Here is a 21,092-nt window from a genome sequence, read left to right on the forward strand (position 1 = left end):
TAATCTATGAAAATATACTTCTCTGATTTCTTCGAATTAAATCCATCAAGTCTTGAAAATTTTGGAGCATTTAACATTTCATTGATAAACGATTTACCTCTTTTTATTGACCCTTTCTTATTGTTTGGAAGTCAAAATCCAGAATATAAAGAACTTCACCAAAGCATATTAAATTATTTAACTTTTCTTAAAACAAAAGCGGAAAACGGAATTAACAATTTTGCAGAAGTAAAATCTTGGTATCTATTTCCAGAAGTAAAACAAAACTGGTTTGGTTATAGTAAAGTTGGTAATGGAGGAAGTGGGTTAGGACCAAAATTTGGTAAAGCTTTTTCCTCCTCGATTCATATAGTTTTCGACGATTTAGGAAAAGAACAGGTAACTCAATCATCACATTTAGAAAAGGCTGGTCTTTTTGAAATTGGAGTTGGTAAAGACAACATAAGTGACTTTACTACAAATTTGATAAAAGAGTATTTATTAGAGTATACACAAAAATTTGCAGTGAAATATATTGATAAAAAATTCTTACAAAAAGTAAATGTAAATAAGGTTTACTTTGATTATGAATTAGAAAGATGGATGCCTAAAGAATATGAACTTCCTTACCTATTTGGAGATTTTATTCTGCTAACACCAAGAGATATATTGACGAAAGATGATAATTGGATTAATAGCAATGATTTAAGAGGTGATTTTACGAGAATTTGTACTAGTATACCAAACGATCAATTGAGGCACGAAATATTCAATTACTTCAAAAAATCATTACCAGCACCGCCAAAAAATAAGAAAAACACTCAAAAAGAAATTACATTAGCTATTCATAATACAATCAAACAATTTCCAGAGATAATTAAGTATTATGTTAAGCAAAAAGAAGAAAATAAAGTAGGTGCAAAAAACATATCAAAACAGAAAGTTGAAGAAGTTGAATCAATTTTTATTGAGCAATTAGGAAAATTTGTTGAATTATTAATGGATAAATCGGATTTCTATAAAATTAGTCCTGAAAGTTCATATGAAGAGTCTTTAAAAAGATTACAATTCTTAAAAACTGTAATAGAAGATAATGATGGATACAAACTGTTTTATGTTAAACATCAGCCTATCAAACGAGAAGAAGATTTACAAATAATTTATCGTCTTACTTGGTTTGCATCTGATTTTGATGTAAATCGAGAGCCCAACAATGGTCGTGGACCAGTTGATTATGCCATATCAAAAGGATCAAAAGATAAAACACTAATCGAATTTAAGCTTGCTTCAAATTCTAAATTAAAACAGAATCTAGCTAAACAAGTAGAAGTTTATGAAAAAGCAAATGCAACTAAAAAATCGATAAAAGCAATTTTATATTTTGACGCAACCGAATATAACAAAGTGCAGAAAACTTTAAAAGAATTAAATTTAGAGAATGCGGAAAATATAATTTTAATTGACGCAGGAAGAAAAATTTCAGCTTCAAATGTTAAATAAATAAAGTTAGCAATAAAAATCTAACCTAAAATCTTAACATATACAACCTTATTAGTTATTTGTAACCCTTTTATTTATAACTTGGCTTACGTAAGTTAGTAACGCTAAACAAAACCCCAATTTTCTTTCTTCAACCCAGAAGCTGTAAAATTTAGATTTGCTTTAATAATTAATAAATTAACTACATATACGCTATAATGCTCTCGACTCATTGGTAATGGTTTTATAGATGTTAGTAAATAGTATAGATAAAACTTAAAATATGAAAAAGGACAAAATGAAAATTTTCAAAATTATCGGAATTATCTTTTCGATTATAGTAATATTATTATTCCTAGATTTTGCTATCGGAGAAATTTCAGAAGGCTGTACGAATCCAAAATAATTTGAAGCCAAATACAAATAAACCCTCCCAACACTGCGAGAGTCGTCATATGTACACTTTAGCTAAATACATACACTTATGAAACAAATCATATTTATACTAATCTCGTTTTTCTGTTCATTTTCTTTTGCTCAATCCAACTATGAACAAATTATAAACAAAACGATTGAAAATCATGACAAGTCAAGAAGTGATAGTATAGTAAGAGCTTTAGGTTATAAAGGTGGAGACAAAATAAAAGTTTATGCAATATTTCAGGTAAATAGTAATGGAGAAATACATGACATTAGAGCAAGAGGACCTCATAAACATTTTGAAGATGAAGCCATAAGAGTTGTTAGTGAAATTCCGAAGCTAGACCCAAATAATAGTCTAAAAGAAGGTCAGAGTATGAAGTATACTTTACCCATAACTTTTGTTATTGAAACTGATGCTGAAAAAAAGAAAAGGGAAAGAAAAGAGCAACGGAAAAAGGAAAAAAACAACTAGCTACTAAAACTATAATTCATTTTGGTTATACAGATATTACCACACATATAAGAATGAAAATTAAAAAAGGATTAAAATATGTTTTTTTATTAGGAATTATTGGACTACTATTCTATGTATCCTTATCATTCATTTATGGTGGTTTTGATTTAAGAGGTACTATAAATACCAAATATCATAATATTGAAAATTCTACTGATAAAATTATTGAAACAAATAATTTCAGTCTCAGGGCTCCTAAATATTGGGTGCATATATTCGGGGGATTTGGAACAGAAGGAGACCCATACGGGACGTTTCAAACACCAAACGGAATAATTTATTATGAATATGGTTATTGGGCTCCTAGCTATGAAGAAAATAACGAAATTTATAATTACACAGTTGAAAAACAAATAATTAATAGATTTCAAATAAATATCGCTAGGAATGATAAAAATGAAGTTGGAATATGTATTCCTATGCAAAATGAAATGAAAAGTTCCTTGACTTTTTATATGGACAAGTCTGTAACCGACAATTACGATGATTTAATAGCAGGAATTAAGGAAATAAAATTCAAATGAACACGTGTGGTAACACGGGCTATATGCCATTAATTTTAGCAAATTCATTATATTTTTGTGCAAATGCATTTAAAATAGTTGTACTTCAAACAACTCATGTCCTACATAAAATAGCACTAGCAACGAAAAAAACACCCTAACCCCCTAACATTTACGCCTTTATTAGTTGTTTTATTACACTTTTTTTCTAACTTAGCTTGCAACTATTTATCGCTAAACAAAACCCCAATTTTCTCCCTTCAACCCAGAAGCTACAAAATTTCGATTTTCTTTAGTAATTAGTAATTTACACATATATATTTTATAACTATAAAGCGGTTATACATATGTTGCGTACCATTAAAAAAAACTGAATTAGAAGGATGGAAGGAGAAATAAAAGCAAAATTTGAAATTCTTTTTAGCGATTTGAAAAATCATTTAATAGGTGATTTTTTAATATCAAGAGAATTTAAAATAATGATGTCAAAAAATAAATATTATGAAAATTGGCAACAAACCTATGAAAATGTTAGAAAAGACAGAGGTTATATGTCTATCGGAATGGACCATCATAGAGGAGATAATATTGATACTTTAGCTATCTATATTAATGTTACAGATGAAAGAAAAGATATTGAAAAACTTGTAACCTTAATAATTTGTGAATTCATTGAATATAAAAAAACAAATGAAGATTTTTCTGATATTATAGAAGCAATGACTGTTGCTCAATTTACAGAAACTGAAATTGAAAAAGTAAAGGAATCATATGAAAAACATTTGGCAAAAGATTTACCTGAAAAAGAAATTATAAAAAAGTCAAGTAATAGAAAACGCACATCAAATAAAACGAACGAAAAAGAAGTATTTATAGTTCACGGTCACAATGAAGAACTGAAAGAAAAAGTTGCAAGAATAATTGAAAAACTTAATTTAAAACCTATAATTCTTCACGAACTAAGTAATGAAGGTTTGACAGTTATTGAAAAATTTGAGAAGCATTCAAATGTGAATTTTGCAGTAATATTACTTACATACGATGATTTTGGAAATACGAAATCAAATCCTGAAAAAAATAAAAGAGCGAGGCAAAATGTAATATTGGAATTAGGCTATTTTATAGGTAAAATTAGTCGAAAAAACGTAATGCCATTATATGAAAAAGGAGTTGAATTACCAAGTGATATTTCAGGTGTATTATATACTTTAATAGATGAAACGGAAAACTGGAAATTTCGATTAGTAAAAGAATTGAAATCCGCAGGATATGACGTAGATGCAAATAACATTCTGTAAATAAAGGTACACAACAACCTATAAAGATAATTGCTAAATTAGTGCTTTATCAAAAGTAGTTGTTTTTTTTGCATACTGCTGAATTTTCTTCGGTAATTCCTCGCACACAAAATCGCAACTATGCTTATACATAAACATTGGCGGTAATTAAAAAAACATAGAATATTGAAAGAAGAAAAACAAATTAAAAAGGAAGTTACTAAAGATTTTGAAAACGAAATCGATTTGTTTATTGACCACATAGATAGCTTATATCAAACCAATCCTATGGTCAATATGATACTAAAAGTGACTCAATTAACATCAGAAAAGAAACGACAAGAATATGTGGATGAAAAAGGGATAATTGCAAAAGATGATGCCGGAAATGAAACAACTAAAATAGACTTCAGGCATATTAATAAATACCTTGATTTAGACAAGAAAGCACAAAATTCATTTCTTGCTGAACGACTAATCCAAAGAAATTTCATAGTTTCACTTGTAAGCCAATTTGATGCATATGTTGGAAGTTTAATTAGGAAAATTTTTATAATTAAGCCTGAATTACTTAATGGTTCTGAAAGGAATTTGTCATTTAGTAAACTTTCAGAATATCAATCAATAAATGAAGCTAAAGAGTATATCATAGAGAAAGAAATTGAGTCTGTTCTCAGGGATAGTCATTACAATCAATTCAAATGGCTTGAAAATAAGCTTGGAATGACATTAACAAAAGATTTACCTTCATTTTGTGATTTCATTGAAATTACGGAGAGAAGAAACTTATTTGTTCATTCGAACGGAGTCGTCTCAAGTCAATACCTCTCAGTGTGTAACAAACATAACTACAAATTTGAGACTATTCTTTCCACTGGAGAAGAACTGAAAGTAGATGAAAAATACTTTGCTAAAGCCTATAATATTCTATTCGAGATCGGTGTAAAATTGTCGCAAGTTATTTGGAGAAAGCTTTTGCCAAATGACCTCGAAAATACAGATTCTTCTCTTAATGATATTTTATACAGACTATTACAAAGAAGGGAATATAAGTTAGCAATAAACCTATCTGATTTTGCTACAACAATTTTAAAGAAGCACAGCTCTCAAGAGTTTAAATTGGTTTTTAATGTAAACAAAGCACAAGCATACAAATGGGATGGTCAAGAAGAAATTTGCTCTAAAATGATGAAGAATATGGATTGGTCAGCAATGAGTGACAAATTCAAACTTTCAAAAGCAATTTTACTTGATGATTTTGAATCTGTTTATAAACTAATGAGAAAAATTGGAAAAGATGAAGACGAACTACCTCAAGAAGGCTATAAGGAATGGCCTTTATTCAATAAGGTTAGGCAGGAAGTCGAATTTAAGAAAGTTTACAAAGAGATATTTGAAGAAGAATATGAATTTATCAAATATGATGATGACTACTTATCAAAATTTGGAATAAAAGAAGATAAAGAAGAAAAGAACAAGAAAAAACTACCGCCAACAAAGTTTAAAAGTAATGGCGAAGTTCCTGCAAAATCTAAAGGTAAGGTTGCTGATAAAGGTAATTCAAAAACGGAAAGTTAGTGCGATTAATTCGCCACTACTCTCATACAAACCGTTGGTAGTAATATAAAAAAAGATTGAAAATCAGCAAACTATATGTAAAATCCTTATTAAATCTGTATTTTTGATAGAGAACAAATTTTAATACTGAATGAATATAAATTTACTTGAAATAACAACGGATGAACTTTTAGAAAAATTTGGAGCAGGAAAGCACAAACCAGGTTCTGGAAGTGCAGCGGCTTTGCAAGGTATGCTTTCCGCAAAACTTCTGACTACAGTGATTAGTTTAACCAATGTCACAAAAAGACAAACAAGATACAAGAAAGCTCTTCCTAAACTTTTGGAAATGGATGCTAAAATCCAAAACCATATATTTCCTGAATTAACACGATTATTTCAAGAAGACGCTGTGCAGTTTGACAAAGCTATCACTGCAAGAATTGAAAGAGACAATGAAAAAGACGTTATAAAAAGTAATCTTTTAAGTATAAAAGCATTAACTGAGCTTAAGTTATCAATTGACATTCCAATTGAAATCACCAAACTATGCATTGAACTTGCTGATATATCTGATTTCGTGTTCGATAACGCATTTAAAGGTGCCAGAGGAGATTCTCAGGTAGCATTAAGTGGAGCTGTTGCAGGCATTGCTGGATGTCTATCAATAATTCAATTAAACTTATTATCATTTGGCAGCGATGAATATGCTTGGACTTCTAAAATTTTAATTGAAACAAAAAAATTGAGGTCAAAATTTGACAAATTAAGTGAAATTGCCAATTCTAAGATAAAATCTCTAGAAGATGAAGTTTTCGCAATATCTACTCTATATAGAGAAGTTGAACAATTATTAAATAGTTTAAAATCAAAATCTAAGTTAACAGATAAAAATATTGAGAATGGTGCTTCTAAATTACAGAACCTATTATGGTCTTATAAAGATGTTATTTGGATAAATAACGTCCCAAATCATCCTGCTAAAGTTCTTAGGCCAAATTTAGTATTAAAAAAAGCTTTGGCTTATAATTACTTTCCAGTTGAAACTCTTGAAATAATTGATGACGATTATGGTAGTTTTGAAGTTGCTGGAATAATTAATCAAAAAGATAAAATTGTACTTATCTCAAATAATTTTGATAAAAACACTCAAAATTTTACAGCAGCTCACGAACTTGGCCACGCTCTTCTTCATAAACAAACAATTTTACATAGAGATAGACCCATTAATGGTATATCTCAAAATATTAAAAGAAATTTTACTGAACGTCAAGCTGATAAATTCGCAACTTATTTTTTAATGCCTGCAAAATTGGTTAAAAAGGAATTTTACGATCTGTTCTCTACTGAAAAATTTATTATTAATGAACAAACATCCTTTAATCTTATTAAAGATTCACCAAGTAAGTTAAGAAATGAGTGCAAAAACCTACGTGGTTTATCATTAAAACTAGCATCTTCAGAGCGTTTTGATAATCAAAGTTTTATTTCGATTTCAAATCTATTTAATGTTTCAACAATGGCAATGGCGATTAGACTTGAAGAACTTAGTTTAATTGAATTTTAAAAAATAATACTGCCAACAAAGTACTGTAGTAAAAAACATGAAAAACACTAATAATTTTCTAAAAAAGTTAACGTAATTTTGGAGTTCACAATAGTTTTATAACATGAATTTAAAAGGCGTACTCTTTGATTTAGATGGCACATTGGTAAACTCACTAGAAGATATCGCAAATGCAATGAACTGTTAAACAAAAAGAACTAATCACTAATTTATGTCTAAATGAAAAAGATTATAATAATTGCAATCATTGCATTTACAACAATGCAATCCTTTGCCCAATCTCCATCAGAAAAAGGTAAGAGTGATATCAATCAAACCCCTGAAAATAAAATTACAACTTTTGCATATCGACTTTTTCCAACAGACAATATGTGGACTTTTATTAAATTAAATACTCGAAACGGACAAATGTGGCAAGTTCAGTATTCAATCAGTCATGATAAAAGAAGGATATTTCCAATTGAATAATAGAGAGTAAACTAATTTTCATTACATACGTTTCAAAAAATAAACATGAAAAACACTAATAATTTTCTAAAAAAGTTAATGTAATTTTGAAGTTCACTAGATTTTTATAACATGAATTTTAAAGGCGTACTCTTTGATTTAGACGGCACATTGGTAAACTCATTGGAAGATATTGCAAATGCAATGAATAGTGTGTTGTCGCAATGTAATTACCCTACACATACCTTAGCAGATTACAAGTCATTTACCGGAAAAGGAATTTTAAGTTTGGTAGAAGTCTCTCTACCCAAAACAGCTCAAAATAAAGAAACAATTGCTTCGTGTAAGGAGCAATTTTTAGCTTTTTACAGTGAAAACTGCACCGTTAACACAAAACCGTATGACGGTATTATTGAGCTGCTTGACGAATTAAAATCGCGTCAATTAAAACTAGCCGTTTTTTCTAATAAAGCAGATGATTTTACTAAAAAAATAGTAGAAGCCTTATTGCCTGGCTATTTTAGTATTGTTGCAGGCTTAAAAATTGAAGCTCATAAAAAACCAAACCCTCTAGTAGCTGTAAAAATTTGTGAGCAATTAAACATTAAACCTCAAGAAGCAATTTATGTGGGTGATACCAACGTAGATATGCAAACGGCTACAAATGCAGACCTGTATGGCGTTGGCGTACTTTGGGGCTTTAGAACCAAAGAAGAGCTTATGGCTAGTGGAGCAAAACAAACACTAAACCATCCTTTAGATTTAATACAATCATTATAAAATGAACGACAGCATGAAAACCCGAACATTAGGTAAAAACGGATTAAACATAAGTGAAATAGGCCTAGGTACCTGGCAGATTGGTGGCAACTGGGGGAAAGATTTTTCAACCCAAAAAGCCATGGACATTTTAACGGCCGCCGTAGATAGTGGCGTTACTTTTTTTGATACTGCTGATGTTTATGGAGATGGAAAAAGCGAAGCCTTTATTGGCGAGTTTTTAAAAAATACGGATGCCAAAATTAAAGTGGCTACTAAATTTGGAAGAGGAGCAAACGTTTTTCCTGATAATTATACCAAAGATGCCTTAAAAAAAGGAATTGAAGCCTCATTAAGCAGACTTGGCGTCTCTACCTTAGATTTGTTACAATTGCATTGCATACCCACCGCTGAATTAAAAAAAGGAGATGTATTTGATTGGCTTCGCGATTTTAAAAGTGAAGGACTTATTAAAAATTTTGGTGCTAGTGTAGAATCTGTTGAAGAAGGATTGCTTTGCTTAGAGCAAGAAGGCCTACAAGCCTTGCAGATTATTTTTAATATCTACAGGCAAAAACCAATCACTGAATTATTTCCACAAGCTGAAGAAAAAGGGGTAGGTATTATTGTCAGACTGCCATTAGCCAGTGGTTTACTTACGGGTAAGTTTACCAAAGACACTAAATTTCATGAAGAAGATCATAGAAATTTTAATAAAGATGGTGCCGTTTTTAATGTTGGCGAAACCTTTGCAGGGCTCCCTTTTGAAAAAGGCGTAGAAATTACAGAAGCTCTAAAAGCCTTTCTTCCTAAAGACATGACCATGGTACAAATGGCTCTACGTTGGATCTTAGACCATAAAGCAGTTTCAACAATTATTCCTGGAGCTAGCTCACCAACACAAGCAGAAAACAACGCTTATGTTTCCAGTTTAAATCCCTTACCAAAAGAACTGCATGCCGCACTTACTGAATTTTACAATACGGAAATTCACCAATACATTCGTGGTGTGTATTAGCTTTTTAATTTGAAATAAATTTAGATAAGGCGAGATTAATAGACCGTAAAATAATACTTAACTTGCCGTTATAATTGACCAACCCTTGTCATATGCGTATCAAAAAATTAAAATTCCCCTCAGCACAAACTATTTTATTGTTAATTGCAGGTTTAGTTGCCCTACTCACTTGGGTGGTTCCCGCGGGTAAATTTGATAGTTTAACCTATGACGCTACTGCCAAAGCATTTACCAAAACAAGTTTAGAAACCACCACAGCATTACCCGCTACACAACAAACCTTAGACAATTTACAGATAAAAATACCCTTAGAAAAATTTACAAGCGGAGCCATTTATAAACCCATAGGCATCCCTAATACCTATCAAGAATTAGCATCTAAACCACAAGGTTTTGCCGCTTTTATGCAATCGCCCATAAAGGGAATAATAGCCGCAGCAGACATCATTTTCTTAGTCTTAATTATTGGCGGTCTAATCGGCATTATGAACCTTACCGGAGCTTTTGATGCGGGTATTGCTTGGCTAGCAAAAGCCTTAGAAGGAAGGGAATTTATTTTAATTATTCTAGTAACGTGTTTGGTCGCTGCAGGCGGAACCACTTTTGGATTGGCAGAAGAAACCATTGCGTTTTTCCCGATACTTATTCCCGTTTTTATAGCTGCAAAATACGATGCTATGGTTGGTTTAGCGTGTATCTTTTTAGGGTCTTCTATAGGTACCATGTGTTCTACGGTAAATCCGTTTTCAACCATAATTGCCTCTGATGCCGCGGGTATCAACTGGACTACCGGACTTAACGGTCGGTTTGTTATGCTTATGGTGGTGCTTGCCATTAGCATTTGGTACATACTGCGTTATGCCAAACGTGTAAAAAACGACCCTACAAAATCTATTATTTACGATCAGAAAGAAGAAATAGAAGCCCTTTTTCACATTAAAGAAACCAATGCTAAGCTTAAATTGACGACCAGATTACGCTTAATTTTATTGGTATTTATCTTAAGTTTTGTCATTATGATTGTAGGCGTTTCAAAATTAGATTGGTGGTTTGTAGAAATGACCACTACCTTTTTAGTAGGAGCTATAATTATAGGCTTTTTAGGAAAAATAAAGGAAGCTAACTTTGTAGAGGCCTTTTCTAAAGGAGCAGGAGAATTATTAGGAGTTGCCTTTATTATTGGTATTGCCAGAGGTGTTTCTGTACTTATGGACGATGGCTTAATTAGCGATACCATGTTATATTATGCAAGCACATTTACCGAAGGTATGAACAAAGGTGTATTTGTAAATTCGATGCTTTATATTTATGGAGGCTTGTCCTTTTTTATTCCCTCTTCTTCAGGTATGGCGGTATTAACCATGCCAGTAATGTCTCCATTGGCTGATACCGTTGGTGTAGGTAGAGAAGTTATTGTAAACACCTACCAATACGGAATGGGTTTGTTTTATTTTATAAACCCAACAGGTTTAATTTTAGCCTCTTTAGCTATTGTAAAAATAGGTTATGACAACTGGTTAAAATTTGTTTTGCCTTTATTTATTACGCTTATTTTAGTAACCATGATCGCACTTACTATTTCTGTGTATTTATGATACTAACCCTGATTTTAAGTAGTGTATTTTTCATTTTAGCTCTTATTCATTTCAATTGGGTTGTGGGAGGTAGCTTCGGCTTTGCAGCTTCTTTACCCACTACAGTAACTGGAGAACGTATGTTGAATCCCAAAAAAATGGACAGTGCTATTGTTGGATTGGGTTTAACCGCTTTTGGCTTGTTCTATTTGATAAAAGCCAACCTGATTGGTATACCATTACCCTTATGGATTTTCACTGTTGGCTCGTGGCTTATCCCTGCTATTTTCCTAATACGTGCCATAGGCGAATTTAAATATGTCGGCTTTTTTAAACGCATAAAAACTACGGATTTTGCCAGATTAGATTCCAAACTCTTTTCTCCTTTATGTTTGATTATTGCTGTTTTGGGAATTTTGATTGAAGTGTTGGGGTAATCAGATTTGAATCTCAATCCCTCCGTCTTCCGAGGATAGTTCTCGATACCCCCGAGTCCTCGGGGCTTCGAAAATCACTCGAACTAACGTTAAATTTCAACATGCACAATAACCTCTATTATAATTTATAGTAACTTAGAAGTCACATAACCAAACTTAAAGCCATGGAAAAAGCCTTACAAACAATGATTGATAATATGCCTGAGAAAACAGGCAAATCATTAGAACAATGGAAAAGTATACTACAATCTAAAGACTTTTCAAAACATGGCGAAGCAGTAAAGTATTTAAAAAGTGAGCATCAAGTTACGCATGGTTTTGCAAATACCATCGTTACACTTTCAAAAGAAAATAATGACACTGCTGATGACTTAGTTACCAGCCAATACAAAGGTAAAGAAGGCTTATTTCCCATTTATGAAAAATTAATAGCTACTGTAAAATCCTTTGGTAATGATGTTACTATAACTCCAAAGAAAACAACGGTAAGCATTATTAGAAAACGGCAATTTGCACTCATAAAACCCGCTACCAAAACCCGAATTGATTTAGGTTTAAAATTAAAAGACACCCAAATTACAGACCGACTTGAAAACTCTGGTCCTTTTGGAACCATGTGCACGCACCGCGTAAAATTAAATTCAACCGCTGAAGTTGATGAGCAGCTATTCAATTGGTTAAAAGAAGCCCACGAAAAAGCAGAATAAAACGTTACAAATAATTTGCTTAAATCCCATAAGCAAAGGCGGATATAATTAATTAACATGCTTATGAAGAAATAATTGTATATCTGTAATTAGTAATAATATAGCATAAGGTCATGCTGAACTCGTTTATTCATAGGTTTTTTGATTTTTTTTTAATTGAATTCATGAATCTTTGATTTCAGCATCTCATTTCTATTTGACATACCGCTATTTGTTGAATGCGACCCTGAAACTCCCGAAGCGTCGGGACAGGGTGACGAACCGATTATGTCACATTACGGACAATCAGAGAAATAACCTCATAAAACCAATGCTTTTAAGATTTATTCGTTTTGTTTTTCGTTTTTTTGATTTTTTTAGTTTTCTTTCTGGCACGTCTTGGCAATGCCTCTTCGGGAAATGGGAAAAGTATAGTCGAATTTTTTTCTGCGGCAATATTTGCGAGCGTTTGATACAATCTTAATTTTATAGCCGATGGTGATTGATCTATCAATTTACCTGCCTCTAACAATTTACCTGCAGCTTGCTCTTCTGCCAATGCCAATATAACCCGGGCCCTTCTTGAGCGTTCTGCTTCTGCCTGATTAGCCATCATTCGTCTCATGTTTTCGGGTAATTGAATATCTTTAATTTTAACATCAATAATAACAATACCCCATTCACTGGTTTCCTGCTCAACAATTGCTTTAATATTTTTACCCATTTCTTCTCTTTTAGAAAGAATAGTATCTAACTCCACTTTTCCACAAACATCCCGTAAAGCAGCTTGTGCCAATTGGGTAATGGCAAAATTATACTCCTCAACTTCCAACACCGCTTTTTCAGGGCTGCTTATTTTAAAAAAAACAACACCATCTATACTACAGGGTACATTATCTGCGGTCATTACTTCTTGTGAGACTATATTGATAGTAATAACACGGACATCAACAATTTGAATGGTTTCAATGAGTGGAATAACCCATCTTAAGCCAGGGTCTAAGGTTTTAACATATTTACCAAATCTAAATTTTAAGGCTCTTTTGTATTCAAAAATAACGCGTATTCCAGCAAGTAAAAACAAAGCTAAAATGATGCTAAATAACATTGGAGGGTTCATACTAATAATATTATAAATTTTGTGTGGTAATCTTATAAATTAAGATTCTGAAAAGACGGCTGAAAAATCGATTATCGCGACTTATAGCTTATAAAAGTAGCCCTATAAAACACTATACGTATTTTTACCGGCTTTGAAAATTCATTTTAAAGTTACGAAATTCTTAAGCAATTGCAAAATAGAATGTTGCCTAAATTTTATTGAAAGTTTTTGATATAGCGTTTATTTAATCTTAACCCTATTCACCGCATAAAAAGTTAATAACATAGTGAAATACCCGCTACTAAAACCCAAATTGAATTCGTTTAAAAATAAAAGATAAATTAACAACAGACAGACTTGAAAGCTCTGGTCATTTTGGTACCATGTGTTCGCACCGCATAAAATTAAATTCAACCGCTGAAGTTGATGAGCAGTTATTCCATTGGTTAAAAGAAGCTTACGAAAAAGCAGAATAAAAAGGAGAAAATTATAAGTCCATGATAAGCTTACTTATATTAATTCTTAGTTAGAAAAATCATAAATTTGTTTTATTATTTTTTAAACGCTACGTGTGACCAAAAATTCATTTCAAAGCAAACTTCCTTACGTTATTCTCAAAAAAAAATTGATATGAGAAAAAATTACATTCTATCTTTACTATTCCTAATTTCTTATAATTGCTTTAATTATGGTCAAACTTTTATTCAAGAATTCCATTCAATAACCGAATTTACAACTGTTAATAACCAATCTTATTTCACAGCTACAGATAATTTACATGGTAAAGAACTGTGGACCTCTGATGGCACAAAAGAAGGAACTTTCCTAATTAAAGATATTAGTACATTAGGAAGTAGTTATCCCACGAACCTAAAAGTTTTTAAAGGTGAAGTATATTTTTCAGCAAACGACGGTGTTTTTGGACAAGAGTTATGGAAAACCAACGGAACAGAAAATGGAACTGTTATGATCAAAAATATTCATACCTCTTTGGGTCAGGGCTCTTACATAAACAATTTAACCATTTTTAATAACGAATTATATTTTACTGCCACAGATAATTATATTAATGGAAACTATCAAATATGGAAAACAGATGGAACTGAAAGTGGAACCATTAAAATATATGATGGAGGAACACAACGAATAACCAACCTAATAGTAACAAAAACCAAATTTTATGTAATTTCTAGTGGATTATACGAATTCAATTTTACTACCAAAACATTGATACCAATAGAAATTAATAATGTAGACCCATACCCTGTAATATCTAATTTAAATGCTTTTGAAAACGGATTGTACTTTATTACATCTGTAAATTATTCTGGTCAAAATTTAAGATTTTACAGATTAGATGATTTAGGAAACCAAACATTGCTTCATGAATTTATTCAACCCCAATATGGAGATATTGATATTCATAATTTCACCCAAGTTGGTAGTTCTGTTTATTTTTCTATAACAACGGATTATAACTCTCAAGACGATACAGATGTACTATGGAAAACCGATGGCACAACAACTGGAACTACGGCTATTACAAGCTTTAAATGGGATAGGCATTGGTCTGGGTCTAATATGTCCAATTTTATTGAATATAAAAATGAACTTTACTTCAATTCAGGTAGTCAAAACAGTTTTAAATTGTGGAAATCGAACGGAACCAATGCAGGAACAGTTGAAGCTCTAAATTCTCAATTAAGTAGTACTATTGACATGTTTGTATTTAATGACTTATTATTTTATACAACTAGTAATCAGTTAATCTCAACCGACGGAACAACAGAAAATACAAAAAAATTTAGTGATTTATCTATCTCGTCCAAAGCCTCAGATGATATTTTCAACATAAAAAGTGCTGAAAACATGATATATTTTGAAGCCAATTTTCAGGATAAAAAGGCATTATATACTACCATCTCAAATCCAATAATGGAAGTTAAGAGAAGTTATCCTCTTTTGCTCAATAATTCTCAAATTAATTTTGAATCTAAAATTGATACCGTTGAAACAATGAAATTTAAAATTGCCAATAGAGGTAATAAAGCTTTAGTTTTTTCAAAAATTGAAATCGTTGCAGAAGATTTTTATATTAATGGTGATCAACTTAGAAATATTAATAACGAAAATCCAGAAGGTAATTTTCCCAGATCCATAAAACCTAACGAACTATTCGAATTTGAAGTAACATTTTTTCCCGGCACAAAGGGATTAAAAAAAGGGTCCCTAACCATACAAAGCAATGATATTACCAACCCAAAGTTTATTATAAACCTAGTTGGGTTTGCTGATGATGAAATTGGCGAACAACCAGAAGAAAATATAAACTTAAATAAAGAAATTATTTTTGACACTATAAATAAAAACATTACGATTGACAATGATAATATTTCAGAAAATTCACCAATTAATTCTGTTATAGGTAAAATTAGCGTCAAGGGTAGTAATGATAATTTTTCATACGAATTAGATTCAGATGGCGATTATACAGATAATCAGTATTTTGAAATTGTTAACGATGAATTAAAGACTAATAAGTCATTCGACTATGAGCTTAAAAATACATATGTAATTCAACTAAAAGCTACGAACAATATCACTGGAAATGTAATCTTGGAAAATATAACTATAAAGGTTATTGATATTACTGAAGAAAAAGATTCTGAACCTTGCCCAATTGACCAAATTGATTTAGCCTATGGATTAAATGATATAACATACGTTAATAATGAAACAATTGTTGCTGTTGGCACTAACGGAACAATAATAAAGTCTGACGATGCTGGTGATAGTTGGAGAATGATGAGTAGTGAAATATTTGAACACCTAAATCATGTTCAATTTACTTCTGATAAAATAGGGTATGCAATTGGTGAAAAAATGTTAAAGACAGAAGATGGAGGAGAAACTTGGTACCCACTTGAATTTCTTAACAAATTAAATAGTTATCCAAGGCTAAATAATTTATTTTTCGATAATTCAGAGGTAGGTTATGTTTTTGGCGGAGATGGTAAAATTTATAAAACAATAAATGGTGGCAGATATTGGAAAGCTCTTAATCATGGTAACTCAAGTTTCTCAGCAGGTTATTTTGTTAACCAGTCTATTGGATATTTAACTTTAGGAAACACGTCTATTCTTAAAACCGTTGATGGTGGAGAAACATGGGAAAGTAAAGCTTTAAACATTCCTGAATTGACATATTGGAACCCCTCAAAAGACATTACATTTATTGATGAAAAAATCGGGTTTATTTTGGCAAAATCAGGTGAAGTCATAAAAACAAGTGATGGAGGTGAAACATGGACAAAAATTGGAAAAATTGCAACCGTAGATTTAAGTACAATTAAGTTTCAAAATGAAAATGTTGGATACATATTGGGACACAAAATCTACGAGACCAAAGATGGGGGAATTACCTGGAAAATGCTCGAAACTGAAAAATATGGTGATCTACACGGAATTGATTTTAATAGTAATGGTGATATTGCCGTAGCAGGGCATGCAGCAACTTGTTGTATTGGGTTTACCACTGGTAGTATAATACACTTAAAAAAATCAAATGATAATTGGATAATGAGGTCGAATGTTTATCCAGATTCTTATGGTTATAATGCTATTGATTTTAAAGAAAAAAATGGATATGTTTTTTCTAGATTTGTTTCTAGTAGAACGAAAGACGGAGGTGTTACTTGGCAGGATATTACATCTCCCGAAGAGCATATTATACAAATGAAAGTTATTGACGATAATATTTATGTATTAGGAGTCAATAGTTTATATAAAAGTACTGACCAAGGAAATACATGGGTACTGTTGGGCGAAACCAATTACATAAGGCATGTTTACTTTCTGAACGAACAGATAATTTATGGAAATGGGGATTCTGGCATTTTTAAGTCCGTCGATGGTGGAGCAACTTGGGTTGATGTACACCCAACAGCTAGCTTTGGAGTTCAATTATATTTTAAAAATGAAAATGAAGGTTATTCTGTGGGAATTGGTTCGTCTTATAAAACAGTTGACGGAGGAAAAACTTGGAATGAATTAGTATTGCATGACGCTAACCTTACAATTAGTAACAGCTATTCAATTAGCGGTTTTAATGATATTGTTTTAGTAGGAAGTAATTACGGTTTATTCAAATCAACAGATAGTGGAAATACTTGGTTAAATACATATAATGATTTAGGAGGACTTATAAAATTTATACATGTAATTAACGAATTGGAATACATTGTTGCAACAGAAAATAGGGTTTGGAAAACGAGCGATGGCGGTAATTCTTGGGTCAGTCTTTATTATGATAATGAAATTATTGATACATTTTATGACAATGGTACACTTTATTTGGCGGGTTACAGAAATCTCACAAAAATTGGCACTAAAAGTTCGCCCAATGCAATTGGATATATTGAAGGTGACAAATATGTAACTTCTCAATCAAAAGAAGAATACGGTATTATTAAACAACTTAATGAAAATTACAATTGGACTGTTTCGGGTGATAATGAAATTATTTATAATGACAATAAAGCCACCATCAACTGGAAAAGAGCTGGTACATATTTAATAACTGTTACTTCCATAAACGATTGTTCTACTATCGCTAGCCGCGAACTTACAGTTGTGGTTGAGGATGTGCCAAGTCCTATTATAACGGGAGCCTTAGATGTAGAAGCGTTTTCATTAAATAATGAGTATTTTACCAATCTAAATGATGACTCTAGATATAGTTGGTTTGTAGATGGACACCAAAATTTTAGCCCCAATATCAACATTATTACTATTGATTGGGGAGAAAATGGTTTTGGAGAAATTGAAGTCATAGAAACAAAAAAAAATTCTGGAACCCGTAAAAGTGCAAAATTAAGTATTACAATTGGTGGGGCATTAGGTGTAGAACATTTTAGTAATGACAATCTTACTATCTATCCCAATCCTACTCAAAATAAATTTTATATTAACTTAGATTCAGATTTATACATCAATACTGCAAAAGTTGAAATATTTGATATGACAGGGCGTCTAGTAATTACTAAAAACTTAAAAAGCAGTAAAAACACAAATATAAACCTTGAGGGAATCCCCTCAGGTGTTTACATAGTAAAGCTTAACATAGATAATAAAAAATATACAAAAAAAATAATTAAAATATAAGATTATATGTGAACAGCAAAAATCTATCGATTAACTCTTTATTTATTTGGATTTCAGTCTATAATCCTCTAAATTAGCACTTTATTTAATCGCTAAACATGTTCTCCCCTAACTCCCCCAATTACACAATTGGACTACATCTATATAAAAAACGAATTAAGTGTGCTTTTTTACCTAAAGCACAACATATTTAAACATAGCCTATTCTCTTTAAAACCAACTAAATCAACCTAACATGCCACATCCACATGCACACAGAAAGAAAAAGTTCATGGACCATTATAGTAAACTAAGTGAACAAGATTATAAATTAGAGGTTTTGTACTCTCAACAAATGACCCGCCAAAAGCTTGAAAGAATAAGAATTAATTTAAAAACAATCATTTGGACTATGGCCACCTTTATATTAGTGGCTATAATCTGTACGTTTTTTGTAGTTTACCGAGCAGGACTATAGTTTTTCCGAGCTTTATAAATATCCACTATATTCACTAAAATAAACATTACAAAAGCAGGTAATACCCAACCCAAACTATATTTTGCCAACGGAATACTACTTTGTACGCCGCTTAAACTTTCTGCAGGAAGTATAAACTGTAAAAAATCTGGAATACTGAATAAAAAAGTAATGATGACTACCATTCTAAAAACAGATTTAGAAGCAAATTTGTCGGGTACCACATTCAATAAAATCAGTATGATTGTTATTGGATAAATAAACATTAAAACAGGTAAAGCAATCATAATAATAGAATAGAAATTAAGCTGCCCCACTAAAATACCTAACACACAACCCGATACTGCGGTTATTACATAGGCTTTCTGAGAGTTTTTAAACAAACCTTTAAAGTAATCGGCCGTACCTGCAACTATCCCCACAGCGGTAGTAAAGCAAGCCAACGCTATCAAAACACTTAAAAATAAATTTCCAATGGGGCCTAAGGTTCGTAGACTAATTCCCATCAATAGATTGGCTCTTTGCATATCACTACTTAAAGCATCATCAATAAATATTTCTGCACCATAAAATGACCCTAAAGCAATGAGTCCCGCATAAATAATAAACAACCCTGAGCCCGCTATAAAGCCTGCCTTTTTAATCAAGTCTTTTTTAGCTTCAAATGAAGTATTACTTTTTATATTCAATGATATAATGATAACAGCACCCACCACAACGGCACCAATAGCATCAAAAGTTTGATAACCTTCTAACAAGCCATCAACAATTGGAGTCTCAAAATTTGATGGATTCATAAGCATATCACTAGAAAACAAGCCTATTCCAATTACTAAAAACAGCATGACTACAATTAGAGGCGTCAAAAATTTACCAATAAAGCTTAAGATTTTAGAGCGATTGAGCACAAATAATAAAACCAGTCCGAAATAAACACTACTGGTTAATAACGGACTTGTTTTAAAGAGTGGATAAATGGCAATTTCATGCGTGGCAGCGGCAGTTCTAGGTGAAGGTATGGCTATCGCAATGATGTAGACAATTACACAATAGATTACACTAAAAAGAGGGGAAACCTTTTTACCAAAATCATACATGGTTCCTTGTAATTTGGCATGTGCAAAAATACCAAGTATCGGTATAACTACAGCCGTAATCATAAAGCCTAATGATACCAAAAACCAGTCAGAACCTGCATTATAACCTAACAAAGGCGGTAGCAATAAATTGCCTGCTCCAAAAAATAAGGAGAACAAGGCAAACCCAGTAACAAGAATTTCTTTTGTTTTATTCACTAATTAAAAATAAGTAAGCCAATATAGTTATTTTTGTGGGATGGATAATTTTTTTACATACAAAAATACCGCGGTGCGGTATCGTACTTCTGGTAAAGGAGCCGCTGTTATCTTACTTCATGGCTTCTTAGAAGATTTAACCATGTGGGATGCCGTTTCTGAAGAACTTTCAAAAAGAAATAAAGTGATTTCTATTGATTTATTAGGCCATGGAGCATCCGATAATTTAGGATATATCCATACCATGGAAGAACAAGCTGAAATGGTAAAGGCGGTCTTAAAACATCTGAAATTACGCAAATATGTAATTATTGGACATAGCATGGGTGGCTATATCAGTCTTGCATTTGCTAAATTATTTCCCAATACAATTAAAGGCGTTTGTTTGATGAACTCCACTTTTGAAGCAGATAGCAAAGAGAAAAAAATAAACCGAGATAGGGCCATTGTAGCCGTAAAACAGAATCATAAGGCATTTATCAGAATGTCAATTCCTAATTTATTTTGCGAACAAAATAGAGCCACGTATAAAAACGAAATTGAACACATCATAAACAGTTCTTTAAAATTATCAATTCAGGGGATTATAGCGTCTTTAGAAGGAATGAAAATTCGAAAAGACAGTACGATCATTTTAAAAAAAGCTACCTTCAAGAAATTGATGATTCTCGGTAAAAAAGACCCTGTTTTAGATTCAGAATCACTTAAAAACCAAGTAAAAAATACTGAAGTTCAAGTAGTTGAATTCCCTGACGGACATATGAGTCATATTGAAAATAAGAATGAGCTTACTAAAACACTAATAGATTTTATAAAATCTTGTAATTAACATCACTTTTTAACGACAACTTAGTC

Annotated in this window: 17 protein-coding genes; 15 read left to right on the forward strand and 2 right to left on the reverse strand. The window is 31.6% G+C overall.

The annotated features are described in order from the left end of the window. The first annotated feature begins 6 nt into the window (after positions 1–6). The 12 genes from D3P13_RS03140 (at position 7) to D3P13_RS03200 (ending at position 12,241) form a co-directional block, all read left to right on the forward strand. Positions 7–1,479, forward strand: a complete 1,473-nt coding sequence (locus D3P13_RS03140; protein ID WP_117879832.1) for a hypothetical protein — start codon at positions 7–9, stop codon at positions 1,477–1,479. 463 nt (positions 1,480–1,942) lie between these two features. Beyond that, positions 1,943–2,353: an energy transducer TonB gene (locus D3P13_RS03145; RefSeq protein ID WP_117879833.1), complete on the forward strand. Its 411-nt coding sequence runs from the start codon at positions 1,943–1,945 to the stop codon at positions 2,351–2,353. A 53-nt stretch (positions 2,354–2,406) separates the two neighbouring features. Then, complete coding sequence (locus D3P13_RS03150; protein ID WP_117879834.1) at positions 2,407–2,919, forward strand: hypothetical protein; 513 nt, start codon at positions 2,407–2,409, stop codon at positions 2,917–2,919. A gap of 362 nt (positions 2,920–3,281) precedes the next feature. Next, the gene (locus tag D3P13_RS03155; RefSeq protein WP_232829120.1) at positions 3,282–4,196 is read left to right on the forward strand and encodes a TIR domain-containing protein; all 915 of its coding nucleotides are present in this window, start codon (positions 3,282–3,284) and stop codon (positions 4,194–4,196) included. A gap of 165 nt (positions 4,197–4,361) precedes the next feature. Next, entirely contained in the window at positions 4,362–5,753 is a 1,392-nt protein-coding gene (locus D3P13_RS03160; RefSeq protein ID WP_117879835.1) for a hypothetical protein, read from the forward strand. A 130-nt stretch (positions 5,754–5,883) separates the two neighbouring features. Continuing rightward, entirely contained in the window at positions 5,884–7,299 is a 1,416-nt protein-coding gene (locus D3P13_RS03165) for a cyclodeaminase/cyclohydrolase family protein (protein WP_117879836.1), read from the forward strand. 219 nt (positions 7,300–7,518) lie between these two features. Then, complete coding sequence (locus D3P13_RS03175) at positions 7,519–7,767, forward strand: hypothetical protein (RefSeq protein WP_117879837.1); 249 nt, start codon at positions 7,519–7,521, stop codon at positions 7,765–7,767. A 111-nt stretch (positions 7,768–7,878) separates the two neighbouring features. Further along, the gene (locus tag D3P13_RS03180) at positions 7,879–8,526 is read left to right on the forward strand and encodes an HAD family hydrolase (protein WP_117879838.1); all 648 of its coding nucleotides are present in this window, start codon (positions 7,879–7,881) and stop codon (positions 8,524–8,526) included. A 13-nt stretch (positions 8,527–8,539) separates the two neighbouring features. Beyond that, positions 8,540–9,523: an aldo/keto reductase gene (locus tag D3P13_RS03185; RefSeq protein WP_117880244.1), complete on the forward strand. Its 984-nt coding sequence runs from the start codon at positions 8,540–8,542 to the stop codon at positions 9,521–9,523. A 98-nt stretch (positions 9,524–9,621) separates the two neighbouring features. Then, complete coding sequence (locus D3P13_RS03190; protein ID WP_117880245.1) at positions 9,622–11,118, forward strand: YfcC family protein; 1,497 nt, start codon at positions 9,622–9,624, stop codon at positions 11,116–11,118. Beyond that, entirely contained in the window at positions 11,115–11,534 is a 420-nt protein-coding gene (locus D3P13_RS03195) for a DUF3995 domain-containing protein (RefSeq protein WP_117879839.1), read from the forward strand. Before D3P13_RS03190 ends, D3P13_RS03195 begins: the two co-directional genes overlap by 4 nt. A gap of 164 nt (positions 11,535–11,698) precedes the next feature. After that, positions 11,699–12,241, forward strand: coding sequence for a DUF4287 domain-containing protein (locus tag D3P13_RS03200; RefSeq protein WP_117879840.1), 543 nt, complete (start codon positions 11,699–11,701; stop codon positions 12,239–12,241). Positions 12,242–12,557: 316 nt separating this feature from the next. On the opposite strand, the gene D3P13_RS03205 is transcribed toward D3P13_RS03200, so the two are convergent. Next, the gene (locus D3P13_RS03205; protein WP_117879841.1) at positions 12,558–13,340 is read right to left on the reverse strand and encodes a slipin family protein; all 783 of its coding nucleotides are present in this window, start codon (positions 13,338–13,340) and stop codon (positions 12,558–12,560) included. A gap of 365 nt (positions 13,341–13,705) precedes the next feature. On the opposite strand from D3P13_RS03205, the gene D3P13_RS22410 reads away from it, so the two are divergent. Next, on the forward strand, positions 13,706–13,798 hold the full coding sequence (locus tag D3P13_RS22410) for a hypothetical protein (protein ID WP_394336446.1): 93 nt from the start codon (positions 13,706–13,708) through the stop codon (positions 13,796–13,798). 154 nt (positions 13,799–13,952) lie between these two features. Then, positions 13,953–18,485 (forward strand): YCF48-related protein, encoded by a 4,533-nt coding sequence (locus tag D3P13_RS03210; RefSeq protein WP_157972818.1) that lies wholly within the window; start codon positions 13,953–13,955, stop codon positions 18,483–18,485. Between the two features lie 438 nt (positions 18,486–18,923). Here the strand turns inward: D3P13_RS03210 and brnQ are convergent, their stop codons facing one another. Next, positions 18,924–20,237, reverse strand: a complete 1,314-nt coding sequence (gene brnQ, locus D3P13_RS03220; RefSeq protein ID WP_117879844.1) for a branched-chain amino acid transport system II carrier protein — start codon at positions 20,235–20,237, stop codon at positions 18,924–18,926. A 40-nt stretch (positions 20,238–20,277) separates the two neighbouring features. On the opposite strand from brnQ, the gene D3P13_RS03225 reads away from it, so the two are divergent. Next, a complete protein-coding gene (locus D3P13_RS03225) occupies positions 20,278–21,066 on the forward strand; it encodes an alpha/beta fold hydrolase (RefSeq protein ID WP_117879845.1) in 789 nt (262 codons plus the stop codon). Positions 21,067–21,092: the final 26 nt, after the last annotated feature.

Origin of the sequence: Aureibaculum luteum (genome assembly GCF_003449015.1) — a bacterium.
GTDB classification, from domain to species: Bacteria; Bacteroidota; Bacteroidia; order Flavobacteriales; family Flavobacteriaceae; genus Aureibaculum; species Aureibaculum luteum.